General features: G+C 70.4%; 24 protein-coding genes. 15 read left to right on the forward strand and 9 right to left on the reverse strand.

Annotated features, from left to right (window positions below):
* Positions 1–152: 152 nt before the first annotated feature.
* The gene (locus RI578_RS37430; protein WP_310875237.1) at positions 153–1520 is read left to right on the forward strand and encodes an APC family permease; all 1368 of its coding nucleotides are present in this window, start codon (positions 153–155) and stop codon (positions 1518–1520) included.
* Between the two features lie 4 nt (positions 1521–1524).
* Here the strand turns inward: RI578_RS37430 and RI578_RS37435 are convergent, their stop codons facing one another.
* On the reverse strand, positions 1525–4185 hold the full coding sequence (locus RI578_RS37435) for a hypothetical protein (protein ID WP_310875238.1): 2661 nt from the start codon (positions 4183–4185) through the stop codon (positions 1525–1527).
* A 362-nt stretch (positions 4186–4547) separates the two neighbouring features.
* Between RI578_RS37435 and RI578_RS37440 the strand changes: the two genes are divergently transcribed.
* From RI578_RS37440 to RI578_RS37450, 3 genes are all read left to right on the forward strand, one after another.
* On the forward strand, positions 4548–5516 hold the full coding sequence (locus tag RI578_RS37440; RefSeq protein ID WP_310875239.1) for a DUF3500 domain-containing protein: 969 nt from the start codon (positions 4548–4550) through the stop codon (positions 5514–5516).
* A gap of 132 nt (positions 5517–5648) precedes the next feature.
* Complete coding sequence (locus RI578_RS37445) at positions 5649–6440, forward strand: VOC family protein (RefSeq protein ID WP_310875240.1); 792 nt, start codon at positions 5649–5651, stop codon at positions 6438–6440.
* Positions 6441–6605: 165 nt separating this feature from the next.
* Positions 6606–6938, forward strand: a complete 333-nt coding sequence (locus tag RI578_RS37450; protein ID WP_310875241.1) for a putative quinol monooxygenase — start codon at positions 6606–6608, stop codon at positions 6936–6938.
* Positions 6939–6969: 31 nt separating this feature from the next.
* Here RI578_RS37450 and RI578_RS37455 read toward each other — a convergent pair whose 3' ends face one another.
* The 5 genes from RI578_RS37455 to RI578_RS37475 form a co-directional block, all read right to left on the reverse strand.
* On the reverse strand, positions 6970–7305 hold the full coding sequence (locus RI578_RS37455; RefSeq protein ID WP_310875242.1) for a metalloregulator ArsR/SmtB family transcription factor: 336 nt from the start codon (positions 7303–7305) through the stop codon (positions 6970–6972).
* Positions 7302–7799, reverse strand: coding sequence for an ATPase (locus tag RI578_RS37460; RefSeq protein WP_310875243.1), 498 nt, complete (start codon positions 7797–7799; stop codon positions 7302–7304). The genes RI578_RS37455 and RI578_RS37460 overlap by 4 nt, the downstream gene beginning before the upstream one ends.
* A gap of 141 nt (positions 7800–7940) precedes the next feature.
* Positions 7941–8699 carry a LuxR C-terminal-related transcriptional regulator gene (locus RI578_RS37465; RefSeq protein WP_310875244.1) on the reverse strand — a complete coding sequence of 253 codons (759 nt, stop codon included), beginning with the start codon at positions 8697–8699 and terminating at the stop codon, positions 7941–7943.
* Between the two features lie 31 nt (positions 8700–8730).
* The gene (locus RI578_RS37470; RefSeq protein WP_310875245.1) at positions 8731–10443 is read right to left on the reverse strand and encodes an amidohydrolase; all 1713 of its coding nucleotides are present in this window, start codon (positions 10441–10443) and stop codon (positions 8731–8733) included.
* Positions 10444–10562: 119 nt separating this feature from the next.
* On the reverse strand, positions 10563–11129 hold the full coding sequence (locus tag RI578_RS37475) for a TetR family transcriptional regulator C-terminal domain-containing protein (protein ID WP_310875246.1): 567 nt from the start codon (positions 11127–11129) through the stop codon (positions 10563–10565).
* Positions 11130–11226: 97 nt separating this feature from the next.
* Here RI578_RS37475 and RI578_RS37480 point away from each other — a divergent pair, with 97 nt between their 5' ends.
* Genes RI578_RS37480 through RI578_RS37500 form a run of 5 tightly spaced genes read left to right on the forward strand, consistent with a single transcriptional unit; the run spans position 11227 to position 16489 of the window.
* Entirely contained in the window at positions 11227–12915 is a 1689-nt protein-coding gene (locus tag RI578_RS37480; RefSeq protein ID WP_310875247.1) for a CocE/NonD family hydrolase, read from the forward strand.
* Complete coding sequence (locus RI578_RS37485; RefSeq protein ID WP_310875248.1) at positions 12912–13862, forward strand: ABC transporter permease; 951 nt, start codon at positions 12912–12914, stop codon at positions 13860–13862. Before RI578_RS37480 ends, RI578_RS37485 begins: the two co-directional genes overlap by 4 nt.
* Positions 13859–14716: an ABC transporter permease gene (locus RI578_RS37490; protein WP_310875249.1), complete on the forward strand. Its 858-nt coding sequence runs from the start codon at positions 13859–13861 to the stop codon at positions 14714–14716. The genes RI578_RS37485 and RI578_RS37490 overlap by 4 nt, the downstream gene beginning before the upstream one ends.
* Positions 14713–15708, forward strand: a complete 996-nt coding sequence (locus RI578_RS37495) for an ABC transporter ATP-binding protein (RefSeq protein WP_310875250.1) — start codon at positions 14713–14715, stop codon at positions 15706–15708. The genes RI578_RS37490 and RI578_RS37495 overlap by 4 nt, the downstream gene beginning before the upstream one ends.
* Positions 15701–16489, forward strand: coding sequence for an ATP-binding cassette domain-containing protein (locus tag RI578_RS37500; RefSeq protein WP_310875251.1), 789 nt, complete (start codon positions 15701–15703; stop codon positions 16487–16489). Before RI578_RS37495 ends, RI578_RS37500 begins: the two co-directional genes overlap by 8 nt.
* Before the next feature lie 109 nt (positions 16490–16598).
* On the opposite strand, the gene RI578_RS37505 is transcribed toward RI578_RS37500, so the two are convergent.
* Together RI578_RS37505 and RI578_RS37510 are read right to left on the reverse strand one after the other, a co-directional pair.
* Positions 16599–18047, reverse strand: coding sequence for an amidase (locus tag RI578_RS37505; RefSeq protein ID WP_310875252.1), 1449 nt, complete (start codon positions 18045–18047; stop codon positions 16599–16601).
* A gap of 29 nt (positions 18048–18076) precedes the next feature.
* Entirely contained in the window at positions 18077–19726 is a 1650-nt protein-coding gene (locus RI578_RS37510) for an ABC transporter substrate-binding protein (protein ID WP_310875253.1), read from the reverse strand.
* A gap of 216 nt (positions 19727–19942) precedes the next feature.
* Here RI578_RS37510 and RI578_RS37515 point away from each other — a divergent pair, with 216 nt between their 5' ends.
* The gene (locus RI578_RS37515) at positions 19943–20404 is read left to right on the forward strand and encodes a DUF3237 domain-containing protein (protein ID WP_310875254.1); all 462 of its coding nucleotides are present in this window, start codon (positions 19943–19945) and stop codon (positions 20402–20404) included.
* Positions 20405–20469: 65 nt separating this feature from the next.
* Here the strand turns inward: RI578_RS37515 and RI578_RS37520 are convergent, their stop codons facing one another.
* Positions 20470–20883: a MarR family transcriptional regulator gene (locus RI578_RS37520; RefSeq protein WP_310875255.1), complete on the reverse strand. Its 414-nt coding sequence runs from the start codon at positions 20881–20883 to the stop codon at positions 20470–20472.
* A 208-nt stretch (positions 20884–21091) separates the two neighbouring features.
* On the opposite strand from RI578_RS37520, the gene RI578_RS37525 reads away from it, so the two are divergent.
* The 5 genes from RI578_RS37525 (at position 21092) to RI578_RS37545 (ending at position 25978) form a co-directional block, all read left to right on the forward strand.
* Positions 21092–22003, forward strand: coding sequence for an SDR family NAD(P)-dependent oxidoreductase (locus RI578_RS37525; protein ID WP_310875256.1), 912 nt, complete (start codon positions 21092–21094; stop codon positions 22001–22003).
* Position 22004: 1 nt separating this feature from the next.
* Positions 22005–22892: an amidohydrolase family protein gene (locus RI578_RS37530; protein WP_310875257.1), complete on the forward strand. Its 888-nt coding sequence runs from the start codon at positions 22005–22007 to the stop codon at positions 22890–22892.
* A gap of 10 nt (positions 22893–22902) precedes the next feature.
* Positions 22903–24450: a long-chain fatty acid--CoA ligase gene (locus RI578_RS37535; RefSeq protein WP_310875258.1), complete on the forward strand. Its 1548-nt coding sequence runs from the start codon at positions 22903–22905 to the stop codon at positions 24448–24450.
* A gap of 54 nt (positions 24451–24504) precedes the next feature.
* Positions 24505–24963: a MaoC family dehydratase gene (locus RI578_RS37540; RefSeq protein ID WP_310875259.1), complete on the forward strand. Its 459-nt coding sequence runs from the start codon at positions 24505–24507 to the stop codon at positions 24961–24963.
* Between the two features lie 160 nt (positions 24964–25123).
* The gene (locus RI578_RS37545; RefSeq protein WP_310875260.1) at positions 25124–25978 is read left to right on the forward strand and encodes a DUF4394 domain-containing protein; all 855 of its coding nucleotides are present in this window, start codon (positions 25124–25126) and stop codon (positions 25976–25978) included.
* Positions 25979–26153 lie beyond the last annotated feature (175 nt).

A 26153-nucleotide genomic window follows, 5' to 3' on the forward strand; every position in this document is an offset into this window, starting at 1 on the left:
CTCGTCCCGGTGCCGAGCCCCGGCATGCGGCAAGTCCGCCGGCGTCGGTCCCGTCGGCGTGCTTCCGAGTGCAGTATGCCCGGGCATGATCCACCGGCCCTCCGGGCAGGGGAGACGTTGTTCAGTACCAGACACTTCAGGGGGGAGCCTCCGTGACCACAGGCGGACGAGACGCCACTGCTGCGCCGGAGGGAGCGGGCGACGACACTCCCTTGCGGCGGGCCATCGGTCCCAAACTGCTGATCCTCTTCGTGATCGGCGACATCCTCGGTACCGGCATCTACGCGACCACCGGTCAGGTCGCGGGCAAGGTCGGCGGGGCGCTGTGGCTGCCGTTCGTCATCGGGTTCGTCGTGGCGATCCTGACAGCGGCCTCGTACGTGGAACTCGTCGGCAAGTATCCGAAGGCGGCCGGGGCCGCGCTGTACACCCAGAAGGCGTTCCAGGTACCGTTCCTCACCTTCATCGTCGCCTTCATGGTCATGTGTTCGGGTCTGTCCTCGGCGAGCGCGGCGGCGCGCGCCTTCAGTGGCGACTACCTCGCCGAGTTCACGGACTTCTTCCCGCCCACTCTCATCGCGATCCTCTTCATCCTCGCCCTCGCGGCCCTCAATCTGCGCGGCGTGTCCGAGTCGGTGAAGACCAATGTGGTCCTCACCGTCGTCGAGCTGACCGGCCTGTTCGTCATCCTCGCCGTCGGTGCCTGGGCGGTCCTCACCGGAGACGGCGACCCCTCACGGCTCGGCGAGTTCCAGGCCGGGGGCACTGGCTACGCACTGATCACCAGCGTGCTGGGGGCGACGGCCCTCGGCTTCTTCGCCTTCGTGGGCTTCGAGGACTCCGTCAACATGGCGGAGGAGACCCAGGATCCGGTGCGTACGTTTCCGCGTGCCATCTTCATCGGCGTCGCCGTCACCGGGACCATCTACGTCCTGGTCGCCCTGGTCTCCTCGCTGCTCGTCGACTACCGCGTGCTGGAGGGCTCCAGCGGCCCGCTGCTGGAGGTCGTCAAGGCAGGCGGGCTGGACTTTCCGCCGAAGCTGTTCGCGCTGATCGCCCTGTTCGCGGTCACGAACTCGGCACTGATCAACATCATGATGGCCTCCCGGCTCTGCTACGGCATGGCGAACGAACGCATCCTGCCGCGCGCCCTGGGCCGCGTTCTTCCCCGGCGACGTACGCCGGTCGTCGGGATCGTCTTCGTCTCCGTGCTCGCCATCGGACTGGTCTCCACCGGGGAGATCGCGGGCCTCGGCGACACCACGGCCTTCCTGCTCCTGTGCGTCTTCGCCGTCGTCAACATCGCCGTACTGGTCCTGCGCCGCGACCGCGTCGAGCACAAGCACTTCCGTACGCCGACCGCTCTGCCGGTGCTGGGCGCGGTCACCTCCCTCATTCTGGCCAGTCCTCTGTCCGACCGGCCCGCGCACGTCTACATCCGGGCGGGCGTGCTGCTGGTCATCGGCATCGGGCTGTGGGTGCTGAACAGGGCGGTGATGAAGGCACGCGGCGAGGGGTGAGCCGCTACTCGGGGCAACCGGTGTCCGGGGCGCGCTGCTGCTGCGCGTCGAACAGGTCGCCCTTCATGTACAGGCAGGTGGGTGCGGAGCCCATGTCGTGGATATTGGCGATCCGCAGGATCGCGAGATTGCGCTCGTTGCCGATGCGTGACGCCCGAAAGTCGATCTTCCCGGTCGCCCCCTGGTAGGTGTTCTCCCGCAGCTCCTGGGCGATCGCCGCCCGGTGCGGCGCCGCTTCCTTCGTCTCTGTGTCCAACTGCTGGTGCAATGTGGAAGTGGCCTCGACGAGCAGTCCCGCCACGTCGTACGCCGTGCCGGTTCGTTCGGCCGGCCACGGCGTCTGCGGTGACTCCTTCTCGGGCAGCGCCTTCCCGAGTTCCGTGCGGAGTTTTCCGTAGCCCGCGCAGAACGCGTCCAAGGGCGTCCCGATTCCCATCAGGGGCGCGGGACGCCCCTCTTGTGAGCACGACGCACCCGCCAGCGTGACGAGGCTGCCCATCCCGACGTACGACATCGACCTGTTCGCCAGCGCACTCTGCTTACGATTCTCCCCCTGCGCGACGAACCGGGAGACCGCGTCGGCGGCGACGATGAGGGGCAGCTTCCGCTGACTGGTACAGCCGTTGGTCGCGGATCGGATGAAGTCCCCGAAGTCGTCCTCGCGCCCTATGTAGTAGACGATCTCATCGCTCCGGTCGACGCCGTCCGCACACAGGGAAGCGACCTCACCGGCTGATTCATCCCAAGTCGCCTCTGCCACAGGCACGTTCCGCTCGCCCAGCTCCGCATCAGCTGCCTCGGCCAGGGTGTCGATGTAACTGTCCGTCTTTTCAGGATGGTACAGAGTGACTTTCCGCGCCTCGAGCAGCTGCGCGTAGCCGGCGATCAGCTGAGCCTGCACCGTGTTGTCCGGGACCATCTGGAAGTACAGCGGCGATCTGTCACCCAGCCCCGAACCGGTCAGAGTGGTACCGATGGCCGGAACACCGGCGAGGCCGATCTCGGTGATCGCCTGCTCGGTCTCCCTGACCGTGCGGTCCAGCCCGACCACAGCGACCACCGAGGGATCCTTGTCGAACAGCGGTCGGAGCATGTCACGCGCCACCTCGGGCGCCTTGCGCATACCGTCTCCGCCGTTCGCCACGATGACACGCAGGAGCGGCTGCGTCTTGGACTTGACGTTCTGTGCCCGCTGGCGCAGGAGGAGCCCTTCGAGTTCCTCCGCGGCAGCGTGATCGGTGTCGGGCGCGGCCTCTCGGTGGGTCAGCCCTACGAAGTGCACGATGCTGAGATAGGGGCGGCCGGGCTGCTGGCGGTGCAGCTTCTTCGCCGCCTCGTTCTGCGCGAAGATGGCCTGCTGGGCCCAGCGCAGGCGCTGGTTGGTGCCGAAGATCTGCACGGCGTCGTCGCTGTAGCCGATGCACTGGCGGTCGTCCGGGCCGATCTCGACGGTCTTGACCGATACGCCGTCGTGGAAGCCGGAACGGAAGTAGACGCACTCGGCGGCCCACGAGTCGATGACGTTCCGGGTCACGGGAAGCAGCACCAGGACCATGGCGATCGTCAGCAGGGTTTCACCGATGCCCCGTCGGGCCAGCAAGGGAGGCGAGGGCGGACGGAAGCCCCCTGGTCTCACCCGGGCTTCCCGGCCGTCGGGCCGGCTCACTTGCGAGGGCGGCAGCGCGATCCACAGGTAACGGGCGTTCTCCACCAGGCGTTGCCGTTTGCTGGGCAGGTTGTCCAGCCACGCCGTCAGCGCGGCAGGGGCATCCTGGGGACTCCAGAGAGTGCCGGAGTCCCCTGCCTCGAGCGCGGCCGGGCGTTCGTCGGTTGCCGCGACGACGAGGAGGGGGTCGAGTTCTCCGGTCTCGTTGCGGACCTCGCTGATGAGCCGCAGCAGTTCCCAGCCGCCATTGCCTTCGGTGAGATTGTCGAGCAGGACGGTCGTGTAGGTCGTACGGCGCCATCCGGAGCGCTTGGGGAAGACGACCCAGCGTCGACGGCGGTACGCCCGGCGCAGATCTTCCAGGAACGCGTGCACCAGCAGCTTCTTGATCTGCTCGGGGCTCTCCGCTTCCCGGCCGCGTTCCGTGAGCCGCTCGGCGAACCCGCGGAAGCTGGTCGAGTGGCGGGGCACCATGAACGGCTGTCGCCGCATGAACCAGCGTGCCTCCCGCCCCAGGCCGGGGCTGCGCCGCCCCAGCCAGCGCAGCCCCATACGGCGGCCGACCTCCACGAGCAGATACAGGGTGGATCCGATGAGGCTGAAGGCCGAGGGGGCGGCGGCCGTGGAGGTGGTGAGAGCGCCGGGGTCCGACCGGTGCGCCCGGCCACTCCAATGGCGCAGCAGGTCGGCCAGTTGTTGCTCGTGGCGTCCCGGCGTGGGCGAAAGCCGCTGTCCGGTCAGCCAGTCGGCCAGCCGGTAGTAGTCGAAGCGGAAGGGACGCCCGGGGCCGAAGCGGTCGCCGGCGAGTTTGGTCCTCAGCTCGTCGAGCAGCGGAATCAGCGGGAGCGACCGGTCCTGGACATCCTGCCAGCGGTCCGTCACCGAGTCTTCCACCGAGTGGGCGTCGATATAGGCGTGGGGTACCGAGGACCGGTGGTCGGACGCCTCCAGCCGCTCATTGAGTGCGGAGAGGAAATCGTCCGTACCTCGGTCGCGCACGAGACACACCAGCGGTAGTGGCCGCTCGCCTCGAACTTCGTCGTCCGAGGTCCTGGCCAGAAACCGGGGCCGCTGAACCAACTCCCCGATTGTGGACAGCAGTTCGGACGCGCCGGTGAAAGGGGACCCCGTCTCTGGCATATCTGGCAGGCTACCCGCGTCCGTCACGTCCGATGCGCTATTTGCGCCAGAACGTGCAAGGTGCACGAGTGACGGTGGCCCTCCGGTTGCGGGAGGATTCCCGCGTGTCCGCCGACCCGGGAATACGGTGTCCCTCGCGGCCGGGTGGCGGACCATGTATCGCAAAGTGTGGCACCGCCCCGAGGACGCGCCGCGTCGAGGGCCGAGGGGGAGGAGAAACGGTGGACGGGCATCGATCGGAGGCGGCGGCCGCGCAGATGCGGGAGGCGGTGCGTGCGCTGCTCTCCGTGCTGGAGCCGGAGCAGGTGAGCGAGCTGCGAGCGGGGCCCGCCAGGCTGGACGCGCCCGAACTGCGGGAGTGGACCTATCTGCCGGGCCCGCGCCCCGGTCTGCCCACCGAGGGTCTCGGCGGCCGGCAGCGCGAGGCTGTCGATGCGCTGCTGGCCGCGGCGCACAGTGCACCGGGCGCGGCTTTGGCGCGCGGCGCGATCGAGGTGGAGCGGCACCGCCGCGCCATGGTCGGCGCCACGGGGGCCGACCGCTACTGGGTGCGGCTGCTGGGCGACCCGGACGGTGACGGTCCCTGGGGCTGGCGGATGAACGGCCACCACCTCGCCGTACACGTACTGATCACGGCGGCCGGGATCCGGGTGACGCCGCACTTCATCGGTGCGGAGCCGGCGCGCATCGCGGACGGCCCGCAGGCCGGGCGCCGGCTGCTGGGGCCGGAGGAGGATCTGGCCCGGGACCTGGTCACGGACCTGGACGTCGGCCGACGGGCGAGGGCGGTCTTCGCCGCCGCGCCGCCGGACGACATCCTGACCCGCGCCGACCCGTTCGCCGATCCGGACCTGCTGCCGGCCGGCCTGCCGTACGGCGCCATGACCCCCGGCCAGCAGCGGCTGCTCGAGCGCCTGGTGCGCCGCTACCTCGACCGCGCGCCCGCGGAGTACGCGCGGGAGTGCTGGTCCGACATGGTGGCGCGTGGACTGGACGCCCTCTCCTTCGCCTGGGCCGGTGGCCGCGCACCCGGGGACCGGCACTATTACTGCGTCCGAGCCCCGGACCTGCTCATCGAGTACGACAACACCCAGGACGACGGCAACCACGCCCACTCGGTCTGGCGGCACGTCCGCCACGACTGGGGCGCGGACCTGCTGCGCGCGCACTACACGCAGCAGCACGGGTAACAGCACAGGTAACGGCACAGGTAAGGGGAGTACAGGTCATGGGAGCCCGTGCGGACCGGACCAGCACGACGGGCGTGTGTCAGTGCGGGGTGTCACGCTGAGTCCACACAGGACCTGCGAAAGGGTATCGCCGTGATCACCAACGACTTCGTCCCCGGCTCTCCCTGCTGGCTCGACCTCGGCACCCCCGACGTCCGCGGTGCCGCGGCCTTCTACGGCGCCGTGTTCGGCTGGGACTACGAGTCCATGGGAGAGGACATGGAAGGGGGCATGTTCCGCAAGGACGGCAAGGTCGTCGCCGGGCTCGGCAAGCTCACCGAGGAAGGCGCGCGCCCCGCCTGGATGATCTACTACTGCGTCAGTGACGCGGACGCCACGACCCAGACCGTGCGGAGCGCGGGCGGCACGGTGCGGGTGGCGCCGATGGATCTCGACGACTGGGGCCGGATGGCCCAGTACAGCGACCCTTCGGGCGGCCAGTTCGCCGTATGGCAGCCGGGGAAGGACAAGGGTGTCGAGCTGGTGGACCAGCCCGGCTCACTGTGCTGGACCGAGCTGTACACGAGCGACGCGGCGGCGGCCAAGGAGTTCTACGGCGGTGTCTTCGGCTGGCAGTTCGGTGACATGGCGCTGCCGGGCGGAGGGGGCACGTACTCTCTCATCACTCCGGCCGGCCTTGCCGAGGAGCGTATGCACGGCGGCCTCATGGAGGTCCGCGAACAGGATCTCGCCCTGGCGAACGGCCGACCGTACTGGCACCCGGTCTTCGCCGTCAGCGACTGCGACGCGGCGGTCGCCGCGGTCACGGAGAAGGGCGGCAGGGTGCAGATGGGCCCCGAGGACGCGGAGGGCGTCGGCCGGCTGGCCGTGTGCGTGGATCCGTCGAACGCGGACTTCGTGGTGCTCACCCCGACCCAAGGGTGACCGAAGCACTCGCCGAAGCACTCGCCGAAGCACTCGCCGAACCACTCGCCGGGCCGCTGCGCCGGCCCGGCGGTGGCTCACCCGCGTCCGACGCGTCCGGGGACGCGTGTTCGTGATCCCCTGCCCGTCGGAACGGCCGTTCCCGCACGTCCGAGAGGCCCACCCATGATCTTCATCACCGCCAGGTTCCGCGTCCGGCCCGAGCACGCCGACGCCTGGCCCGACATCACCCGCGCCTTCACCGAGGCGACCCGCGGCGAACCCGGGTGCCTGTGGTTCGACTGGTCCCGCAGCGTCGACGACCCGACCGAGTACGTGCTGCTCGAAGCGTTCCGCGACGAAGAGGCCGGTGCCGCCCACGTCGGTTCCGGCCACTTCGCCGAGGCCCGGAGGACGTTGCCGCCCCACCTGGTGGAGACGCCCCGGATCGTCAACGTCACGGTCCCGCAGGAGGACTGGTCCCTGCTCGGGGAGATGGCGGTCCCGGGAGAGGCGTGAGACGCGCGGCCCGGTTCGGCCTGGAAGGTCGTCAGCCCGTGGCGTCCGGTCGGGGACGCTCCGCCAGTTCCTTGATCCGCGACAGACGGGTCTCCCAGGAGCGGCCTATCCGGTCGAGTTCGTGGGCCAGCGCGCCGAGTCGGGCCCCGACGGCGACGTGCACGACCTCGCGCCCGCGCTGCTCGGACTCGACCAACCCGACCTCGCGCAGCACCTCCAGGTGCTTGCCGATCGCCTGCCGACTCACCGGCAGGACCCTGGCAAGCGCGGACGCCGACATGGGGCCCTCGCCGAGCCGGGTGAGGATCTCCCAGCGCGTCGCGTCGCCGAGCGCGGCACACACGTCGGGAAGGGCGGGGGCGGTCACGAGTGCCCCGTCGGGGCCGACGCGCTCTTCTCGACGAACGCCTTCGCGGCCGCCAGCTCGGTGAGCCAGCCCTTGTCGTTGCCCTCGCGCTCCTTCAGCCACGCCGCCGGATCGTCGGCGAGGCCGGAGAACCCGCTCTCCACCACGCGCAGGGTCACCCCGCCGCCGTCCCGCTCGTCGATCCAGAACTCGACCAGGGTCGAGGGTGTCGACTCGTCCCGGGACGGGGTTCCGATCCAGCGGAACGCCGCGTAGCGCGGCTTGTCCAGTTCCATCGTCCGGAAGCGGAACTCGCCCAGCGAGGGGTGGCGCACCACGGCCACGTCGCCCTCGTGGCTCAGGTGCTGCTCGTCCTCGACCGCGCCGTCATTGATGTACCAGCCGGGCCGTACTACCAGCTCCCATACCCGGTCGGCCGGGGCGTCGATGTCGATCTGCCGGGCGATCCGGTCGAGTTCGTCGAGCTCCGCGCCCTTGTGGGTGGTGTCGTTCATGGCTTTCTCCCTCGTTTCTCTCGCTGCAACTCAATGGTTGCACTTCTCGCCATCCAGTGCAACCGAAAGGTTGCACCTAACTCATCGGTGACGGAACCGGACCTGTCGGCACACGGTCCCGGGATCGTCGGCGGAGGTGCCTCAGCGGGAGGGTTCGATGCCCCAGGCGGCGGCTCTGGCGGCGGCGGCCGCGCGGTTGGGCAGGTCGAGCTTGGCGAGGATGTGCTCGATGTGGGTCCCCACGGTGCGCGGCGTGATGTGCAGCCGCTCGGCGATCTCACGGTTGGTGCGGCCGGTGGTGAGTTCGGCCAGCACCTGGAGTTCCCGTGGCGAGAGGCCGCCGGGTCGCCGAGCATCCGCGGCGACCCGGCGGGGAGGTGCGCACGCCGGGGAGCCGACGGCCGCGGCGAGCGCCTCGGTGAGCAGGGTGACCACGGCGCGCGCCGGGTCGGACGTGCGCCGTGGACGGCGGGTGCTGACGTTCAGCATCCCGACGTACCGGCCGTCGGCGGCGAACAGGCACTGGGCCACGCCGTCCTCGACGCCCAGGGGACGCAGCACCTCCTGGAAGCCGGGGGAGGCGGCCAGCAGCTGCCCGGGGACGTCACTGAGCCAGAGGCCGCCCCGGGCGGGGCTGCGGAGCACGGGGAACACGGGGTCGTGGTGGAGGCGGGTCTCGATGTAGGCCGTGGCGTCGTCCGGGTAGCTTCCCGCCAGGGTGGTGTGGCGTCGGCGCAGCGGATCCCACCGGGCCAGGGAGGCGTGGTCGTACGCCATCACCTCCGACAGCGCCGCGAGGACCGCGTCGACGCCGGTCTCGCCGCTCGTGGCGCTCCGGGCGGCCTCACGGACGTGGACGGCCGCGTCCAGGATGTCCGCCGTGCTCCGCTCCGCTGCCATCCGCCAAGGATGATCATGTGCCCGGGATACGTCAATCGCGAAGGGCGTCGTGCACGACCCGCCCTTCCACGACGGTGAGCACCACGGGCATCTCCGGGATGTCGTGGGGGTCGGCGTCGAGCAAGTCCCCGTCGAGTACGCAGAGGTCGGCGACCTTGCCCGGCTCCAGGGAGCCCTTCCAGTCGTCGGCGAAGTCCTGCCAGGCCGCGTCGATCGTGTACGTACGGATCGCCTCGGCCAGGCCGATGCGCTGGTCGGGGCCGCTGACCCGGCCGGTGGCCTTCGACTCGCGCAGCACCATGGTGGCGACGCCCTGGCGCCAGTCCGGGAACGTGACCGGGGCGTCGGAACCGCTCGCCACCCGCACGCCGGCGTCGATGGCGTCGCGGTAGGGCCATGCGTACGCGGCCCGTTCGGCGCCGACGAACTCCTCCTCCATGTCGGCGACGGTCCACTTGATGGTGGGGTTCATGTTGACGCCGAAGCCGTGCGCGGCCAGGACCTTCATGCTGTGGGCGGTGAGGAAGTCGCCGTGGATGACGTAGTGGCGGGCGTCGGGTCGCGGATACTCGGCCATGGCCGCGGCGAAGGCGTCCGCGACGGTGTCGCCTGCCCGGTCGCCGGTGGCATGGACGCCCAGCTGGTACCCGGCGGTGTGGGCATGCCGGACCATGGCGCCGATCTCGGCGGTCCGCTCGGTGTCGTTCTCGCCGCCGACGCACAGGGAGCCGCAGCCACCGCCGACGTACGGCTCGTTCATCCAGGCCGTCTTGTTGGGGACGATGCCGTCGGCGAAGACCTTGACCCCGTGGATGGCGAGGCGGCGCGGATCCGTGTCGCCGGACCCTCCGGATTCGCCGAGGGCGGTGAGGGTGCGGGCGAACTCCTCGGCCGTGCCCGCCATCCCGGTGGGCAGGAGCAGGACGCCTACGCGGGCGGTCAGTTCCCCTTCGGCCAGCAGTCGGCGGTAGACGTCGAGGGTCTGCGTGCCGAGCGCTCCCCGCATGATGCCGTCGCCGCCGGGACCGAGCCCGGGCTCGGTGTAACTGGTCACGCCGAGCCGGGCGAGCGTGGCGAGGGTCGACCTGATCGCGTCGGTCCGCTCCTGCCGGCTGAGCGGCGGCAGCGCGTTCTGGATGAGGGCCTGGGCGCCCTCGTGGAGCAGGCCGGTCGGCTCCCCGGCGTCGTCCACGACGACGGCCCCGCCGGGCGGTGCCAGGGTGTGCCGGTCGACGCCGATGAGCTCCAGCGCCTTGGAGTTGACCCAGGTGGCGTGCCCGGAGAAGGAGTACAGGACGACGGGGTGGTCCGGGCTCACGTCGTCCAGGTCGTGCCGCGAGGGCAGCCGCGACGGATCGGTGACGCACTCCTGGAGGTAACCGGTGTCCCAGCCGTGCCCCGTGATCCACTGCCCGCCCGGGGCTCGCCCGACGGCCACCCGCACCGCCTCGGCCACGTCCGCGAGGGAGGACACGGTGGGGTGGCCGAGGTCGACGGAGAGCGGTGGCGTCGCCATGCCGAACGCGCAGCCGTGCAGATGGGAGTCGTTGATACCCGGCAGCAGCGTTGCCCCGCGCAGGTCGATCACCCGGGTGCCGGGCCCGACGAGCGGCGCGACGTCGTCCCGCCCACCGACGGCGCTGATAATTCCGCCGGTCACGGCCAGGGCCGAGGTGACGGAGAACTCGGCGTCGACCGTGACCACCCGTCCGCCGAGAAACACCAGATCCGCATACGTGTCCATGGAAGGTCCTCTTCGAAAGCCGGGCGCACGACGGCCACCCGCGAACGATCTCCCGAGGACTATGACGACACCCCCGCCTCCCGCACATCGGTCATTCCACCGATGTGCACCAGGCCTTCTCAGTCGTCGATGAGGGCGTCCACGACCGCGCCGGCCACCCGGGCGGCCCGCTCCGGTGTCCAATAGGCGGGCTCCTCCATGGTGGAGACGTAGTAGCCGCGAGTCAGCAGTGACAGGACGTCGGCGGCGAGGCCGGCGTCCGGAACGCCTGCGGCCGCCGACGCTTCGAGGAGCTCCTGGCGCGTTTCACGTGGTTCCTGGCGGTCGACCTCGGCGGGGTCGTTGTGCGCCGACGAGAGCATCTCGACCCAGAGTGTCCGCAACAGCAGGTCCTCGGGTTCGGTGCTGAGGTGCCACTCCACCGTCGCCCGCAGCCGATCCACGCCGACCAGATCGCCCAGGCGGGCTTCCAGGTCGGTCCGCCACCGGGACTCGGCCGCACGGACGGCGTTGGTGATCAGAGCTGTCCGTGTCGGCACATAGTTGGTGACCATCGCCGTGGAGCCGCCGAGCTCCTTGGCGACGGCACGGATGGTGACCGCGCTCGCCCCTTCACGGGCGGCAACAGCGAGGGTCGCCTGGGCGATTGCCTTGCGGCGCTGGACTTCGTCGACGTCGATCGGCATGGCAGCAACCTAGCTCAGAGGGGGGTTGACGCTGAACAAGCGAAATGCAACTCTGTTATATCACGCTGTTTTTTCACCTTGCTTCCGTGGAGGCCTCATGAGCCTTGCCATCAAGCGCGTCACCCCGGAGCCCGTCCCGTCGCACGCGCAGCAGCACATGGTGCGCATGCGTGACGGTGTGCTCCTGGCCACCGATGTGTACGGCGCCGATCCGGAGAGTCCGGCACCGAGCGTGCTGGTCCGTCTGCCGTACGACAAGAACAGCCGATACGTCTTCTTCGACCGGATCGCGGAACGCTTCACGGCACGTGGCTACGTCATGGTGGTCCAGGACGTCCGCGGCAAGTTCCGCTCGCAGGGGCAGACGCTCGGCTGGACCGGAGAAGTGGACGACGGGTACGACACCCTCGAATGGATCGCCCGCCAGCCGTGGTCCGACGGGACCGTCGGGATGTTCGGCGACTCCTACTACGGATTCACCCAGTGGTCGGCGGTCTCCAGTCAGCATCCCGCTCTCCGCGCGATCGTCCCCCGGGTCACCTGCACCAACAACGGCCCCGGTATCGCCAGTTACGACACCGGTTCCGGCCCACAGCCCCTGTGGTTGGAAGGAGCCACCTACCAGGCGCAGGTCTGGACGGACGACGACACCTATGAGTTCGACGTCGATCTCACGAGGCGTCCGCTCGTCGCCGCGTACGACGAGGCGTTCGCCGCGATCGGCAAGCGCTCGGCCGGCTTCGACCTCGTCGTCGGCGGCATCCCCCTCGCCCCGTACAACGGGCCTCATCCCTATGAGGCGCGACCGGTGCCCGTCCTGCACTGCGTGGGCTGGTTCGACAACCTCGGCATCGCCCACATGCGGGACTACACCGAACTGGCCCGGCGTCCCGGATGGGCGGCAGTGCAGTACCTGATCGCCGACACCATCGACCACGAGAACTACTTCCTGGAGAACGCCCCGGTGTCGCCCGAAGCCGACCACCTCGTCGACGACGCCGCCCTGGAGCGCATGCTCGACTCCTACACGGGTCCCGCCGTCGAGTTCTTCGACGTCTTCCTCAAGGGCACCGCCCGGCCCGAGTCGTTGCCCCGCGTGCGCTGGAAGCTCGGCCACGAGGGCTGGCACACCGCCTCCACCTGGCCGCTGCCCGAAGCCACGGTCACCGAGCTGCACTTGACGGACCCGGCCGCGGCGGCCGGCACGGTCCCCGGGGGGAAGCTCGCCCCGGACGCGGCCGACGGACCGGAATCGGCGCAGTGGCGCTACGACCCGGACGATCTCGTGCCGTCGGCCGCGGCAGACACCTTCATGCAGCTGCGCGACCACGTCGACGAGCGCCGCACCCTCGACCGGGACGACGTCCTCGTGTTCACGAGCACCGCCTCCGGCACACCACTCGACCTGGCCGGCCCCGTGCACGCGGTGCTGCATGTGGAGAGCACGGCACCGACGTTCGACGTGTTCGTGCGCCTCCTCGATCTCGCACCGGACGGCACGGCGCGCCTGATCGTGCGCGGCTGTGCGCAGGCCGACGGCCCCAGGGAGGTGGAGATCGCCCTGGGCCACACCGGCTACCGGGTACGCCCGGGTCACCGACTCGCACTGATGATCGCCGGCAGCGACTTCCCGAACCACCTGCCCAACTCAGGCTCACGGGAAAGCCCGTGGCTCACGACCGCTCCCAAGGCGAGCCTGCAGACGCTCCGGACCGGACCCGCCCACCCCTCCCGGCTGCGCCTGACCGTCCTGCCCGCGAGCGGCGACGGAGGTGACCCCAGTTGAACCTCCGTTTCCTCGCCACCCGGCTCGGCATGCTCGTCGTGACCGTGCTCGTCTCCAGCCTGGCGATCTACGGCGCCATGTTCCTCACACCCGGAGACCCGGCCACCCTGCTCGTCGGCGGCAGCCGCGACCCGGACCCCGCGGTCCTGGCGGGGATCCGCCAGGAATACCACCTGGACGATCCGTTCATCCAGGGGTACTGGCAGTGGCTGAGCGGCTGCCTGCACGGTGACTTCGGCCAGTCCCTGGTCTACCGCGACTCCGTCGCCGACCTCATCGGCGCGCGGGCCGGCGACACCCTCGCCCTCGTCGGGTATGCCTCCGTCCTCGTCCTCACCGTCGGCACCGCCATCGGCACCCTCGCCGCGCTGCGCGGCGGCCGCACGGAAACGCTCACCACGGCCCTCACCGCGGGCGCGATGGCGGTGCCGACCTTCGTCATGTCGGTCCTGCTCATCTGGCTTTTCGCCGTCCAGCTCCCGTGGTTCCCGGTCTACGGCTCCGGCGAGGGCCTGACCGGCACCCTCTCCAACCTGACGCTGCCCGCCTTCGCGCTGGCGATGACCTGGATCGGTTACGTCGCCCAGGTGACCCGTACCGCGGTCCGCGCGGAGACGCGCTCGGAGCACGTGGAGACCGCACGCAGCCGCGGCGTACCCGAATGGACGGTGATCAGACGGCACGTGCTGCACAACGCGTCGGCCCCCGTCTTCGCGGTGTCCGGCGTCGGCATCGCCGGCCTCATCGCCACCGCCGCCGTCGCCGAGCAGGCCTTCGGCACAGGCGGACTCGGAGCTCTCATGATCGAGGCGGCCTCCAAGCAGGACATGGCCGTCGTCCAGGCCGTGTCACTGATCTTCGTGGTCGTGTTCGTCGTCATCAACACCACCGTCGACCTGGTCAGCGCCGCACTCGACCCCCGAGCCGCACAGAAGGGGGCCCGATGACCTCCGCCCTGTTCACCCGGACCACCCCCGAGCCGCGGACCGGACGCCCCCGGGACCGCCTGATGCTCGGTGCCGGATGTGTCGTCGCCCTGTTCGTCCTGCTGGCCGTGTTGGGGCCACTGATCGCTCCGCACGATCCGAACGCCGTCGACCCGCTGAATGTCAACGCCGGTCCCTCCGCGGCCCATCTGTTCGGCACGGACGACACCGGACGCGACATCCTGTCCCGGCTGATCGCCGGTACCCGGGCCAGCCTGGCCGCCCCCGCCGTGGTGATAGCCGTCTCCACGACACTCGGCACCCTCCTCGCGCTGGCCGCCGCCTGGTTCGGCGGCTGGATCGACCGATTCATCTCGGGCGCTCTGGACGTCGTGTTCGGCTTCCCGGGCCTGATCATGGCCGTCCTCGTGGCGGCCGTCTTCGGAGCGGGACTCACCGCGCCGCTCGTGGCCCTGTCGATCGCCTACCTGCCCCTGATCACCCGCGTGGTCCGGTCGGCCGCGATGAAGGAACGCAACCTGCCGTACGTGTCGGCACTGCGGCTCCTCGGCGCCCCCACCACCCGCATCTGGCTGCGGCACCTGTTGCCCAACCTGCTGCCGCTCGTCCTCGTCCAGGCCACCATCGGCTTCGGGTACGCCCTGCTCGACGTCGCCGCGATCTCCTTCCTCGGCCTCGGCAGCCAGCCCCCGGACCCGGAGTGGGGACTGATGGTGGCCAACGGATCCCCCTCGATCCTCGCCGGTCATCCACAGCAGTCGCTGTACGCGGGCCTCGCCATCCTGGTCGTCGTCGTCGCGTTCAACCTGCTGGGGACCGGGCTGTCCCGACGCCTGCTCGGAGAGAACGCATGAGCTCACCACCGCTGCTCCAGATCAACGCGCTCAGAATCGACCTGCCCCTCGACGGGGCCGTGCGCACCGTCGTCCACCGCGCCGACGTGAGCATCCCCGAGGGCACGGCCGTCGCCCTCGTGGGCGAGTCGGGATCGGGCAAGTCCCTGACGGCACGCTCCGTACTGGGACTGCTGCCGAAGGGCGCGCGCGTCCACGGAGACCTGCTGTTCGCGGGGGAGTCCGTACCGGCCATGAGGCCGGAGCGCCTGCGCGCGTTCCGTGCCGCCGATGTCGCCATGGTGTTCCAGGACCCGAGAGCCCACATCAACCCGGCCCGCAGCGTCGGCGACTTCCTGATCGAGGGGCTGACCACCGCACGCGGTGTTCCGGTCGCCGCCGCGACCACGAAAGTCGTGGGAATCCTGCGGGAGGTCGGCATCGCCGACGCCGAGCGGCGGATGCGGCAACGGCCCCACGAGCTGTCGGGCGGCCTGCTCCAACGCGTCATGATCGCCGCCGCGCTCGCCGCCGAACCGCGGCTGCTGCTCGCCGACGAGCCGACCACCGCGCTCGACGTCACGACACAGGAAGAGGTGATGGCCATCATCGGAGAGACCCGCGAAGCCCGCGGGCTCGCCATGCTGTTCATCACCCACGACCTCGAACTGGCGGCCGCCGTGTGCGACAGGGTCGCGGTGATGTACGCGGGCACGACGGTGGAGGAACTGCCCGCCGGCCGGTTGCGAGGCGGCGCCGCACACCCGTACACGAGCGCCCTCCTCGCCTCCCGTCCCTCGGTCGACGCCGCCGACGCGGAGCTGCGTGCCATCTCCGGCAGGCCCCTGTCCGGTTTCGAAGTGCCCCGCGGGTGTGCCTTCAGCGCCCGGTGTCCCCGCGTGCGGGAGCTGTGCCGCAGCGACCGACCGCTACCGCGTTCCGCCGGTGACGGCACGGCGGCCTGCCACTTCCCCCACACGTTCTCGCCCGAGGAGGCAGGCAGACATGCTTGAAGTGCGCAACCTGCGCAAGGTGTTCGGCGACTTCGTCGCGGTGGACGACGTGACCTTCTCGCTCCCGGAGCGCGGCTCCCTGGCGGTCGTCGGCGAGTCGGGCTCCGGCAAGACGACCACCGCCCGCATGATCGCCGGGCTCGAGACGCCCAGCGGCGGACACGTCGTCGTCGCGGGCGACGAGCGGCGGCCGGGACGGACGCGATCGCGCGGGAGACGCGCCGGCGGCCGGCGGATCCAGATGGTCTTCCAGGACCCCTACTCGTCCCTCGACCGGCGCCAGCGTGTGCGCGACGCCGTCGCCGAGGCGGTCCTGCTGCACCGGCGCCCGCCCTCGGACCAGCTCCGGGACCGGGTGGAGGAGCTGCTCGACATGGTGGGCCTGGACGACCGGCAGGCGGGTTCCCTGCCCAAGGCGCTGTCGGGCGGACAGCGTCAGCGCGTCGCCATCGCACGCGCACTGGCGGCCGAGCCGCGGGTGCTGATCCTGGACGAGGCGATCGCGGCCCTGGACGTTTCCATCCAGGCGCAGATCCTGGCCCTGCTCGCGCGGATCCGCGCGGACACCGGGACCGCCCTGCTGTTCATCACGCATGACCTCGCGGCAGTCCGGCACATCAGTGACGACGTGCTGGTGATGCGGGCGGGAAGGGCCGTCGAACACGGTCCGGTCGCAACCGTCCTGGGCAGTCCGCAGGATCCGTACACCCAGCGCCTGATCGAGTCCATTCCCAAGCCGGGCTGGAGACCGCGGAGAAGGGCGGGCACGGCTGCCGCCTGACGGGGGCACGCGGAGCATGCCCCAATGCGAGAAGACGTGACGAGAAGACGTTTGCCCCGCCCCGGACGGGGCGGGGCAAACGTCCTCTTCCCGCATGGAGGCCAGGCAGTCAGGAGGAGAGTCCGCCGGCGAACGACGGCCGGGCCCGCGTCGCCCGGGCCTCGATCGCCGTGGCGACGTGCAGCAGCAGGTCCTCCTGGAAGCGTCCGCCGATCAGCTGCACGCCGGACGGGAGCCCGTCCCTGACGCCGGTCGGGACGGACATCGCCGGGAAGCCGAGTACCGGGACCGCCTGCATCGGCCACTGCGCGGCCAGCAGCTCGCTCAGCCGGGCGTCGCCGGCGAGATCCGCGTCCTGCTCGAAGGGCGGCTCGGCGCAGACCGGCGTGAGCAGTATGCGGTCGTCGCCCAGCAACCGCTGAAGGCGGCTGATGAGGGTGCCGCGACGGGCGTAGCCCCTGATGTACTCGGTGAGGCTGGGCTGTTCGCCCCAGATCTCCGCGGCCGCCGCGAAGGAGGAAACGAGCGAGACGCGTACGGCATCGTCACCGAACAGCTCGATCTCGGACATCATCGTCCGCAGTTCCTGGTAGAGCAGCAGCGACCACAGCCGGGCGGCCTCGCCGAGCAGCGGCAGTTCGATCTCCTCCACCTCGTGGCCGGCCTCGCCGAGCCAGCGGGCCGCGTCGTCGATGGCGGCGTTCACGGTGGGGTGCGGTCTGGCCAGTCCCGCGTCGCGGACGATCGCGACCTTGACCGGGCCGGGCCTGCCCAGGGGCGGGCGGGCCGGCAGTCCCACGGGGTCGTTGAGGTCCGGGGTCACCATGGCGTGCAGACCGCGGCGGACGTCGTCGACGGTCCAGCCGAGCGGCCCGTGCACCGCCATCGTCTGGAAGGACATCGGGCTGTCGAACTCCTGTGCGCCGTGCGGCTCCACACCGGAGACCAGTCCCACGGTGGGACGCAGGCCGACGGCGCCGCAGCAGTAGGCGGGGAAGCGGACGGAACCACCGATGTCGTTGCCCTGCGCGATCGGCGTCATCCCGGCGGCCACCGAGGCGGCGGCCCCTCCGGAGGAGCCGCCCGGGGTGTGGCCGGAGTGCCACGGGTTGAGTGTCCTGCCGTGCAGGTCGTTGGCCGTGAACCAGCGCACGGCGAAGGCCGGGCTGTTGCTGCGGCCGAGCAGGGTCGCCCCGGCGTCGCGCAGACCGGCGACGCACACGGCGTCGTCCTGGGCGACGGCACCGGCCCAGGCCGCGACGCCGTGCGAGCTGGCGTATCCGCGCAGCGAGGTGTTGATCTTGGTGGAGACCGGGACACCGAGCAGCGGGGGCAGCTCACCGCCCGCGGCGACCGCCGTGTCGGCGGCGGCGGCCTGGACCAGCGCATCCTCGGGACGGATGTCCACCAGGGCGTTGAGCGGCGGGTTGGTCTCGTCGATACGCGCGAGGAAGGCCTTGGCGACCTCGGTCGCGGAGAAGTCCTTCGCACGGATTCCGGCGGCCAGTTCGGCAGCCGAACGGTCCCACAGCGGCTTGCCGCCCGGAGTGTCGGTCATCGTTGTCTCCTGTGATGAGGGTATGCGGGTCACCTGCCGGTGCCGCCGAGGTGGGCGGCCCACGGCATGCCCATGTAGGCGAACGACGTGGGTGCGCCGCTGAGGCGCTTGTTCATGAACATCCGTTCGTGTGTGGTGGCCAGGTAGACCACCGGGGTGGTGGGGGTGAAGAGGGCCTGGGCCTCGGTGTACGCCTTGGCCGTCGCCGCCGGGTCGGCGGAGGCACGTGCCTGGTCGAGGAGCCGGGTGACATCGGGGTTGTCGTAGTTCGTCCAGTTGAAGAGGCCGCGGGGGGTGACGCTCTCGGCCACGTAGGACGCCGGGTCCGGCATGGTGACGTATCCGAAGGTCAGGACGAGGTCGAGGCCCTCGCGGACCGAGGGGTCGTAGAAGAGGGAGGACATCTCGGTGGGCTGGAGCTGCTTGATCTCGATGTCGACGCCGATCTTCTTGGCCGCGGCCTGGATGAACGTCAGTGCCTGCAGACCACGCTGGTCACCGGCGGGGATGGCGGCCACCAGGGGCCGGGAGACCGGACCGGCCTGTTCCAGCAGCTGCTTCGCCCGCTCCACGTCCGGCTTCGGTGCGGCGGGCAGCTTCTCGTAGGCGGCGTCGTACCGGGCGGCCGCCTCGTCACCGCTCCAGGTGAGCGGCGGGACGAGTGACTTCAGGGTGGTGGCGTCACCGCCGAAGACGTGTCTGATCAGTGCCTCGCGGTCGATGACGTGCGACAGGGCGTCCAGAAGCGCGCGGTCGGCGGCGGGCGACTGATCGCCGGCGGGTATCAGCAGCACGTTCTGGGTGGACGGACCGAGATGGACGGCGCCGCTGCCGGCCTTGGCGAGCGCGGTGGCGCTGCTGGGCGGCAGTTCGTAGGTGCCGTCCACCTCACCGGAGAGAAGCGCGCTGGTGAGCGTGTTGCTGTTGGTGATGAACTTGAAGGTGACCTGGGCCGCCTTGGGCTTGAGCCCGGTGTCCCAGTAGGCGTCGTTGCGTTCGAGTGTGATGCTGTCGCCGGACTTCCATGCACCCAGCTCGAACGGTCCCGTGCACATCAGGCCGCCCTTGGCGCTGCCGTAGGCGGAACCCGCCTTCTCGGTGTACGCCTTCTTGTTCACCGCGCCGAACGAGGTCGACAGTGCCTTCGGCAGGGTCTGGTCGTGGGTCTTGGTGCGCAGGGTCACCTGATGCGGGCCGGTGGCCCTGATGGACGTCACGGCGGCGAGGTAGTTCCCGTAGAGGGCCTGCGTCCTCGGGTCCCGCTGCCGCTCCAGACTGTGGATCACGTCCTGGGGCGTCATGGGGGAGCCGTCCCAGAACCTCACGTCGGAGCGCAGGTCGAGCACCAGGGTGCGGTCGTCGGTCCAGGTGACCTTCCGGGCGAGTCCGGGGCTCAGTGAGAAGTCGGCGTTCATCCGCGTCAGCGTGTCGCAGAGGTTCGCCCCGACCGTCTGGGGTGAGTAGTCGCCCACCTTCGCGGGGTCCAGGGTCGTGGGCTCGCCGTAGGGAAGCGCCCAGGTCACGCGGTCGACCTCGGAGGTTCCGGGCTCGGTGGTGGTGGTGAGCCGGTCGGCGCTCCCGGGGGTCTCGCCGGCTTCGTTCGAGGAGTTGGTGCATGCCGTCGAGGCCAGCAGCCCCACGCCCACGAGCCCCGTCAGCACTCGATTCTTCGCAGCCATGGCGATGCTCCTTGCCGAGAGGAGTGAGAAAGCAAAGGGAAGGGGGAGGCCCGCGACGGGGAGGTGAGACTGCCGACGGGCCGTCGTAAACGAACGTCATATAACGCTGTTGCGTAACACGCTTGCATCTGGTGAGCTAACGAGTCAAGAGCGCTGCACGACGATCACGCGTGCTGAACGAGCACGTCATCCCGCCTGGAGAATCGGAGAAGTGCCATGTCCTTCACTCCCGCCCTCGTCTTCGCCTTCGAGATACGTGCCGAGGTGACCGGCACGCTGCACATCGGCCACGGTGACGGGGAGGTCGCCGAGTTCACGCCCATCGTCGGAGGCAGCGTGGACGGACCTCGCCTGCGCGGGAAGGTGCTGCCCGGTGGCGGCGACTGGAGCAGCACGCGGGGGGAGGTCTGCGAGCTGGAGGCGCGCTATCTGCTCCAGGCCGACGACGGTGCCGTGATCGACATCGTCAACCGTGGCTACTACCGGCCGAAGGCCGACAGCCCGGACCAGTTCGACGGGGACCTGCAGGTCACGGAGGCCGGCCACTACTACCGGACGTCACCGGTCTTCCGTACGGACGCACCCGCTCACCGCTGGCTCGCCGAGACGGTCTTCGTCGGTCTCGCCCGCCCGGAGGGCGAGGACGTCGTCGCCATCCGCATGTACGCGCTCGGGTAGCGGTCGTGTCGCCGGTGACCGGCGTGTCCGCACCGGTCACCGGCGGCGTCCGCCATGCACGCGGTTCAGGAAAGTGACCGCCACGCGTGGTTCAGCGCGTCCCGGAACAGGTCGACCTGCTCGGCGTCCAGGCCGGCGACCATGCGGTCCTCGAGTCCGCGAGCCGGCTCGGCGTACTCGGCCAGGAGCCGGCGTCCCGCGTCGGCGAGCAGGATCAGGCGCTCGCGGCGGTTGTCGGGGTTGGGTTCGCGGCGGATCAGGCCGCGGTTCTCCAGTGCGCGGACCATGTCGGCCATGGTCTGGGCGGTGACGAAGGAGTCGCGGGCGAGTTGCGCGGCGGAGATGCCGTCGTGCCGCTCCAGCACGGTGAGGGCCGTGTACTGCAACGCCGTGACACCCGCCGGCTTGAGCAGCTCGTCCAGGCGGGCGCGCACCGCCAACTCCGTTCTCTTGACCAGGTAGAGCAGCGAGGCGCTCACGTCGGTCCTCCTGTGGTGATGGGCCGGGCGGGGCCCTCCGGGTGGCTCCTGCGACGGACACCGCCGGTGCGGCGGTACGTCTCACCCTAGGGCATTGACAGGAATCCTGTTGATTACCAGACTGAAGGCTGTTGTTCATCAGGATTCCTGTCGATCCCGGCCTGTGCCGGGCGCACAACTCCTCCCCTCCACACGAGAGGCACCCTCCATGGATCTGCACGGGAAAGTCGCCGTCGTCACGGGCAGCGGACGCGGTCTCGGGCTCGGGTACGCCCGGGCCCTCGCCGCGGCGGGAGCCGCTGTCGTCGTCAACGATGTCGACCAGGACGCGGTCGACGCCGCCGTCGCCACCGTCACGTCGGACGGGGGCAAGGCGGCCGGTGTCGTGGCGGCCGTGGGCGACAGCGAGGCGGCCCAGCAACTGGTGGACGCGGCGGTGCGGGAATTCGGGCGCCTGGACGTGCTGGTCACCAATGCCGGCATCCTGCGTGACCGCGTGTTGTGGAAGATGACCGACGACGACTTCGACGCCGTCGTCCGCGTCCACCTGCGCGGCACCTTCACCTGCGCCCGCGCGGCCGCCACCCGCATGCGGGAGCAGGGCACCGGTGGCCGCCTCGTCCTGATCTCCTCGCCGGCCGGACAGCGCGGCAACTTCGGTCAGACCAACTACGCCGCCGCCAAGGCGGGCATCGTGGCGATGGCGCGCACCTGGGCGATGGAGCTGGCCAGGGCCGAGATCACGGTCAACGCCGTCGTGCCCGTCGCGGCCACCGAGATGACCAAGACCGTCCCGGCGTTCGGGCCGGTCATCGAGGAGGCCGAGCGCACCGGCGATCCGCTGCCGGACTGGCTGCGCAGGGACGAGGGCCTCGGCACGGTCGAGGACGTCGCCTCGCTGATCACCTTCCTGGCCTCGGACGCCTCCAAGGACGTCACCGGGCAGGCCATCGGCATCGGCGGCGACCGGCTGGCGCTGTGGGCGCACCCCAAGGAGAAGGCGGTCGCCTTCGCCGACGGAGGCTGGAGCGCCGACGCCATCGCCGAGGAGTGGACCGGCGGTGTCGGCGCCGAGCCGGAGACGTACGGCATTCCGGCTCCGCAGGCGCCGGGGGCCTGAGATGGGCGACCTCACCCTTGATCCCGACCGGCTGACCGCCATCGACGTGCACACCCACGCCGAGGTGTCCAAGGACGGCCACGGGGCGCTCAGCCCCGAACTCCTCGGTGCCTCGGAGGAGTACTTCAAGGCGCACGGTCACCGGCAGCCGACGATCGACGAGATGGCCGCCCACTACCGCGAACGCCGCATGGCCGCCGTGGTGTTCACCGTGGACGCCGAACACGCCACCGGGCACCCGAGGATCTCCAACCAGGAGATCGCCGAGAGCTGCACCGCCCACGCCGACGTGCTCATCCCGTTCGCCAGTATCGACCCGCACAAGGGCCGGGCCGGAGTCAGGGAGGCCCGGCGCCTGGTGGAGGAGCACGGCGTACGGGGTTTCAAGTTCCACCCCAGCATCCAGGCCTTCTCACCCGACGACCCGATGGCCTACCCGTTGTACGAGGCCATCGAGGAACTCGGCGTGCCCGCCCTGTTCCACACCGGCCAGACCGGCATCGGCGCCGGCGTCCCGGGCGGGGGCGGGATACGGCTGAAGTACTCCAACCCCATGCTTGTCGACGACGTCGCCGTGGACTTCCCGCAGTTGCGCATCATCCTGGCGCACCCGTCGTTCCCCTGGCAGGACGAGGCCCTCGCCGTGGCCACGCACAAGCCGCACGTCTACATCGACCTGTCCGGCTGGTCGCCGAAGTACTTCCCGCCGCAGTTGGTGCGCTACGCCAACAGCCTGCTCCAGGACAAGGTCCTCTTCGGCTCCGACTACCCGGTCATCACCCCCGACCGGTGGCTGGCGGACTTCGAGAAGCTCGACATCAAGCCCGAGGTCCGGCCGAAGATCCTCAAGGAGAACGCCGCCCGTCTGCTCGGTCTGACCAAGGACTGAAGGAGTCGCCGTGTTGAACCAAGGCATCGGCTCGTGGCCGGCCCGCCGGGCCCGCAAGACACCCGACCGGACCGCCCTCGTCCACGAGGACCGCACCTGGACCTACCGCGAGCTGCACCAGCGCGTCCTGCGCCTCGCCCACGCCCTGCGCGCACTGGGCGTGGCACGCGGCCACCGGATCGCCTACCTGGGACCGAACCACCCCGCCTTCCTGGAGACGCTGTTCGCGGCCGGTGCACTCGGTGCGGTCTTCGTCCCGCTCAACATCCGGCTGGCCGCCCCGGAACTGGCGTACGGCCTGTCCGACTCGGGCAGCACCGTCCTCGTCCACGCGCCGGAGCAGGCCGACGCCGCCCGCGCCGCCGCCGACCGGGCCGGCGTAGGTCACCGCGTCGCGCTCGACGGGCCCGGCGACGGCGCCCTCGGCTACGAGGAACTGCTCACGGCCGGCGGGACCGACCCCCTGGACGAGACCGTGGCCCCCGAGGACCCCTGCATGATCATGTACACCTCCGGAACCACCGGCCGGCCCAAGGGAGCGGTCCTCTCCCACGCCAACATCACCTGGAACAGCGTCAATGTCCTCGTCGACACGGACCTCGCCGCGGACGAGGTGACCCTGGTCGTCGCGCCCCTGTTCCACACCGCGGGCCTCAACATGACGTGCCTGCCCACCCTCCTCAAGGGCGGCAGGGTGGTGCTGCTCGGCGCGTTCGACGCCGAGCGGGTACTGGAGACCATCGAGGACCGGCACGTCACCCACATGTTCGCCGTCCCCACGATGTACGACGCGATGGCCGCCCTGCCCCGCTGGGCGACGACGGACCTGTCCAGCCTGCGCACCGTCAGCTGCGGCGGCGCACCGGTCCCCACCCGCACCATCGACACGTACCTCGCCCGCGGACTGGCCTTCAGCCAGGGCTATGGCATGACCGAGGCGTCCCCCGGAGTCCTCTTCCTGGACAAGGCGCAGGCCGCGGCCAAGGCGGGCTCCGCCGGAGTCCCGCACTTCTTCACCGACACCCGCGTGGTGCTGCCCGACGGACGCGACGCCGAACCCGGACACCGCGGCGAGATCCTCGTCCACGGCCCCAACGTCATGACCGGCTACTGGGGCCGAGCCGCCGACACCGAGGCCGCCTTGACCGACGGCCACTGGCTGCGCACCGGCGACGTCGCCCGCATCGACGCCGACGGGTTCGCCTACATCGTCGACCGGGTCAAGGACATGTTCGTCTCGGGCGGGGAGAACGTGTACCCGGCCGAGGTCGAGGACGTGCTCCTCACCCACCCGGCCGTCAGCGAATGCGCGGTCATCGGCATACCCGACCGGACCTGGGGCGAAGTGGGCCGCGCCGTCGTCGTCCTGAAGCCCGGAGCCGTCGCCGACGAGCCGGACATCCTCGGCCACCTGCGGGGCAGGCTCGCCAAGTACAAGATCCCCAAGTCCGTGGTCGTCACGGACACCCTGCCTCGCACGGCCTCCGGGAAGATCATCAAGCCCGTCGTGCGCGACCGCTACGCGAGCGCCCCCACCGACCATCGCCCCCACCCGTAGGGCGCGCCCCTCCGGCCCGCCTCACCCGTGCCCGCCCCACCGAGAGGAACCCCCGTGCCCACCACCGCGAACGGCCTCGACGCGCTCAAGTCCCTCAGCGGAGCCGACCTCGGCCGCACCGAATGGCGAGAGATCACCCAGGAACGGGTCGACACCTTCGCCGACGCCACCGACGACCACCAGTGGATCCACACCGACCCGGAGATGGCCGAGAAGGGTCCCTTCGGCGGCCCCATCGCCCACGGCTATCTCACCCTCTCCCTCATCATCCCGCTCTTCGGTGAGCTGCTGGACATCACCGGCGTGTCCATGAGCGTCAACTACGGCCTGGACAAGGTCCGTTTCCCCAGCCCCGTCCCCGTCGGGGCGAGGATCCGCCTGCACGGCGCCGTCGGCAGCGTGCAGGAGGTCAAGGGCAACGGTGTCCAGATGCCGCTGACGTTCACCGTGGAGACGGAAGGGAGCGACAAGCCCGCCTGCGTGGCCCAGGCCGTGTACCGCCACTACGCCTGACGTCTCCCGGCGGCCCCGAAGCACAGAGCAGGCCCCGCACACGGACGGGGGCCATTCGGGTGGCCTTCGCGGTCGCCGCCAGTCCGCCCGGCAGGCGGCGACGGATCCCGTTCAGAGCCTTCGGCGATTCAGGCCGAGGCCTCCTGAAAGGGAACAAGAGATGCGTAAATGTACTGTCGCGACGGCCGGGGTGGTTCTCGCCGCCCTGTGCACCGTCCCGGCACTCGCAGCCCCGGGCACGCCGGCCGCGTCCCAGCACAGAGGGCTGACCGCGGTCGGTCTCACCAGCGACCAGCGTCTGGTCGAGTTCAAGGTCGACGAGCCGGCCAAGACCTGGTCACTGGGCAAGGTCTCCGGGCTGTCCGGGGACACCAGGCTCGTGGGAATCGACTTCCGGGTGCAGAACGAGAGGCTGTACGGCGTCGGTGACAAGGGTGGCGTCTACACCCTCAACACCATGAACGCCAAAGCGACGAAGACCTCCCAGCTGACGGTGGCGCTCTCCGGCACCGCCTTCGGTGTGGACTTCAACCCGGCCGCGAACCGGCTGCGGGTCATCTCCGACACGGGGCAGAACCTGCGGCACAACATCGACGACCCGGCGGCCCCGCGTGCCACCACCGTCGACGGCACGCTCACCAACCCGACGACCCCGCCGTCCACCGCCATGGGGGTCACCGGCGCCGCGTACACCAACAACGACCTCAGCGCGGCGACCGCGACGACTCTGTTCGACCTCGACACGATGGCCGACCGGATCTCGCTGCAGTCGCCGGCCAACGCCGGAACCCTCGCTCCCACCGGCAGCCTCGGCGTCGACGCGCGCCTGGACGCCGGCTTCGACATCCACTACAGCCCGGCCACCGGCACGAACCACGGGTTCGCCGCCATCGGCTCGGGCGGCACCTACCGCCTGTACGGGGTGGACATCCTGGCCGGCAAGGCCACGGACATGGGTGCGTTCCCGAAGAAGTACCAGGTCACCGACCTGGCCCTGCCGGTCGACCAGAAGTAGCCGCACCACTCGGGCAAGGCAGGAGGCGGCCTGCGAGACCCTGATCGGAGTCTCGCAGGCCGTCCCCGGGTCCGATCGGTCCCCTGCTTTTCGGACAGGCGGGCACGCAGCGCGGAAGGCGTTGAGCTGGCTCTGGAGCGAGCCCACCGCGCCGGACCATTGGCCGTACTTGACC

The sequence above is a fragment of the Streptomyces sp. BB1-1-1 genome (assembly GCF_031597775.1).
GTDB classification, from domain to species: domain Bacteria; phylum Actinomycetota; class Actinomycetes; order Streptomycetales; family Streptomycetaceae; genus Streptomyces; species Streptomyces thinghirensis.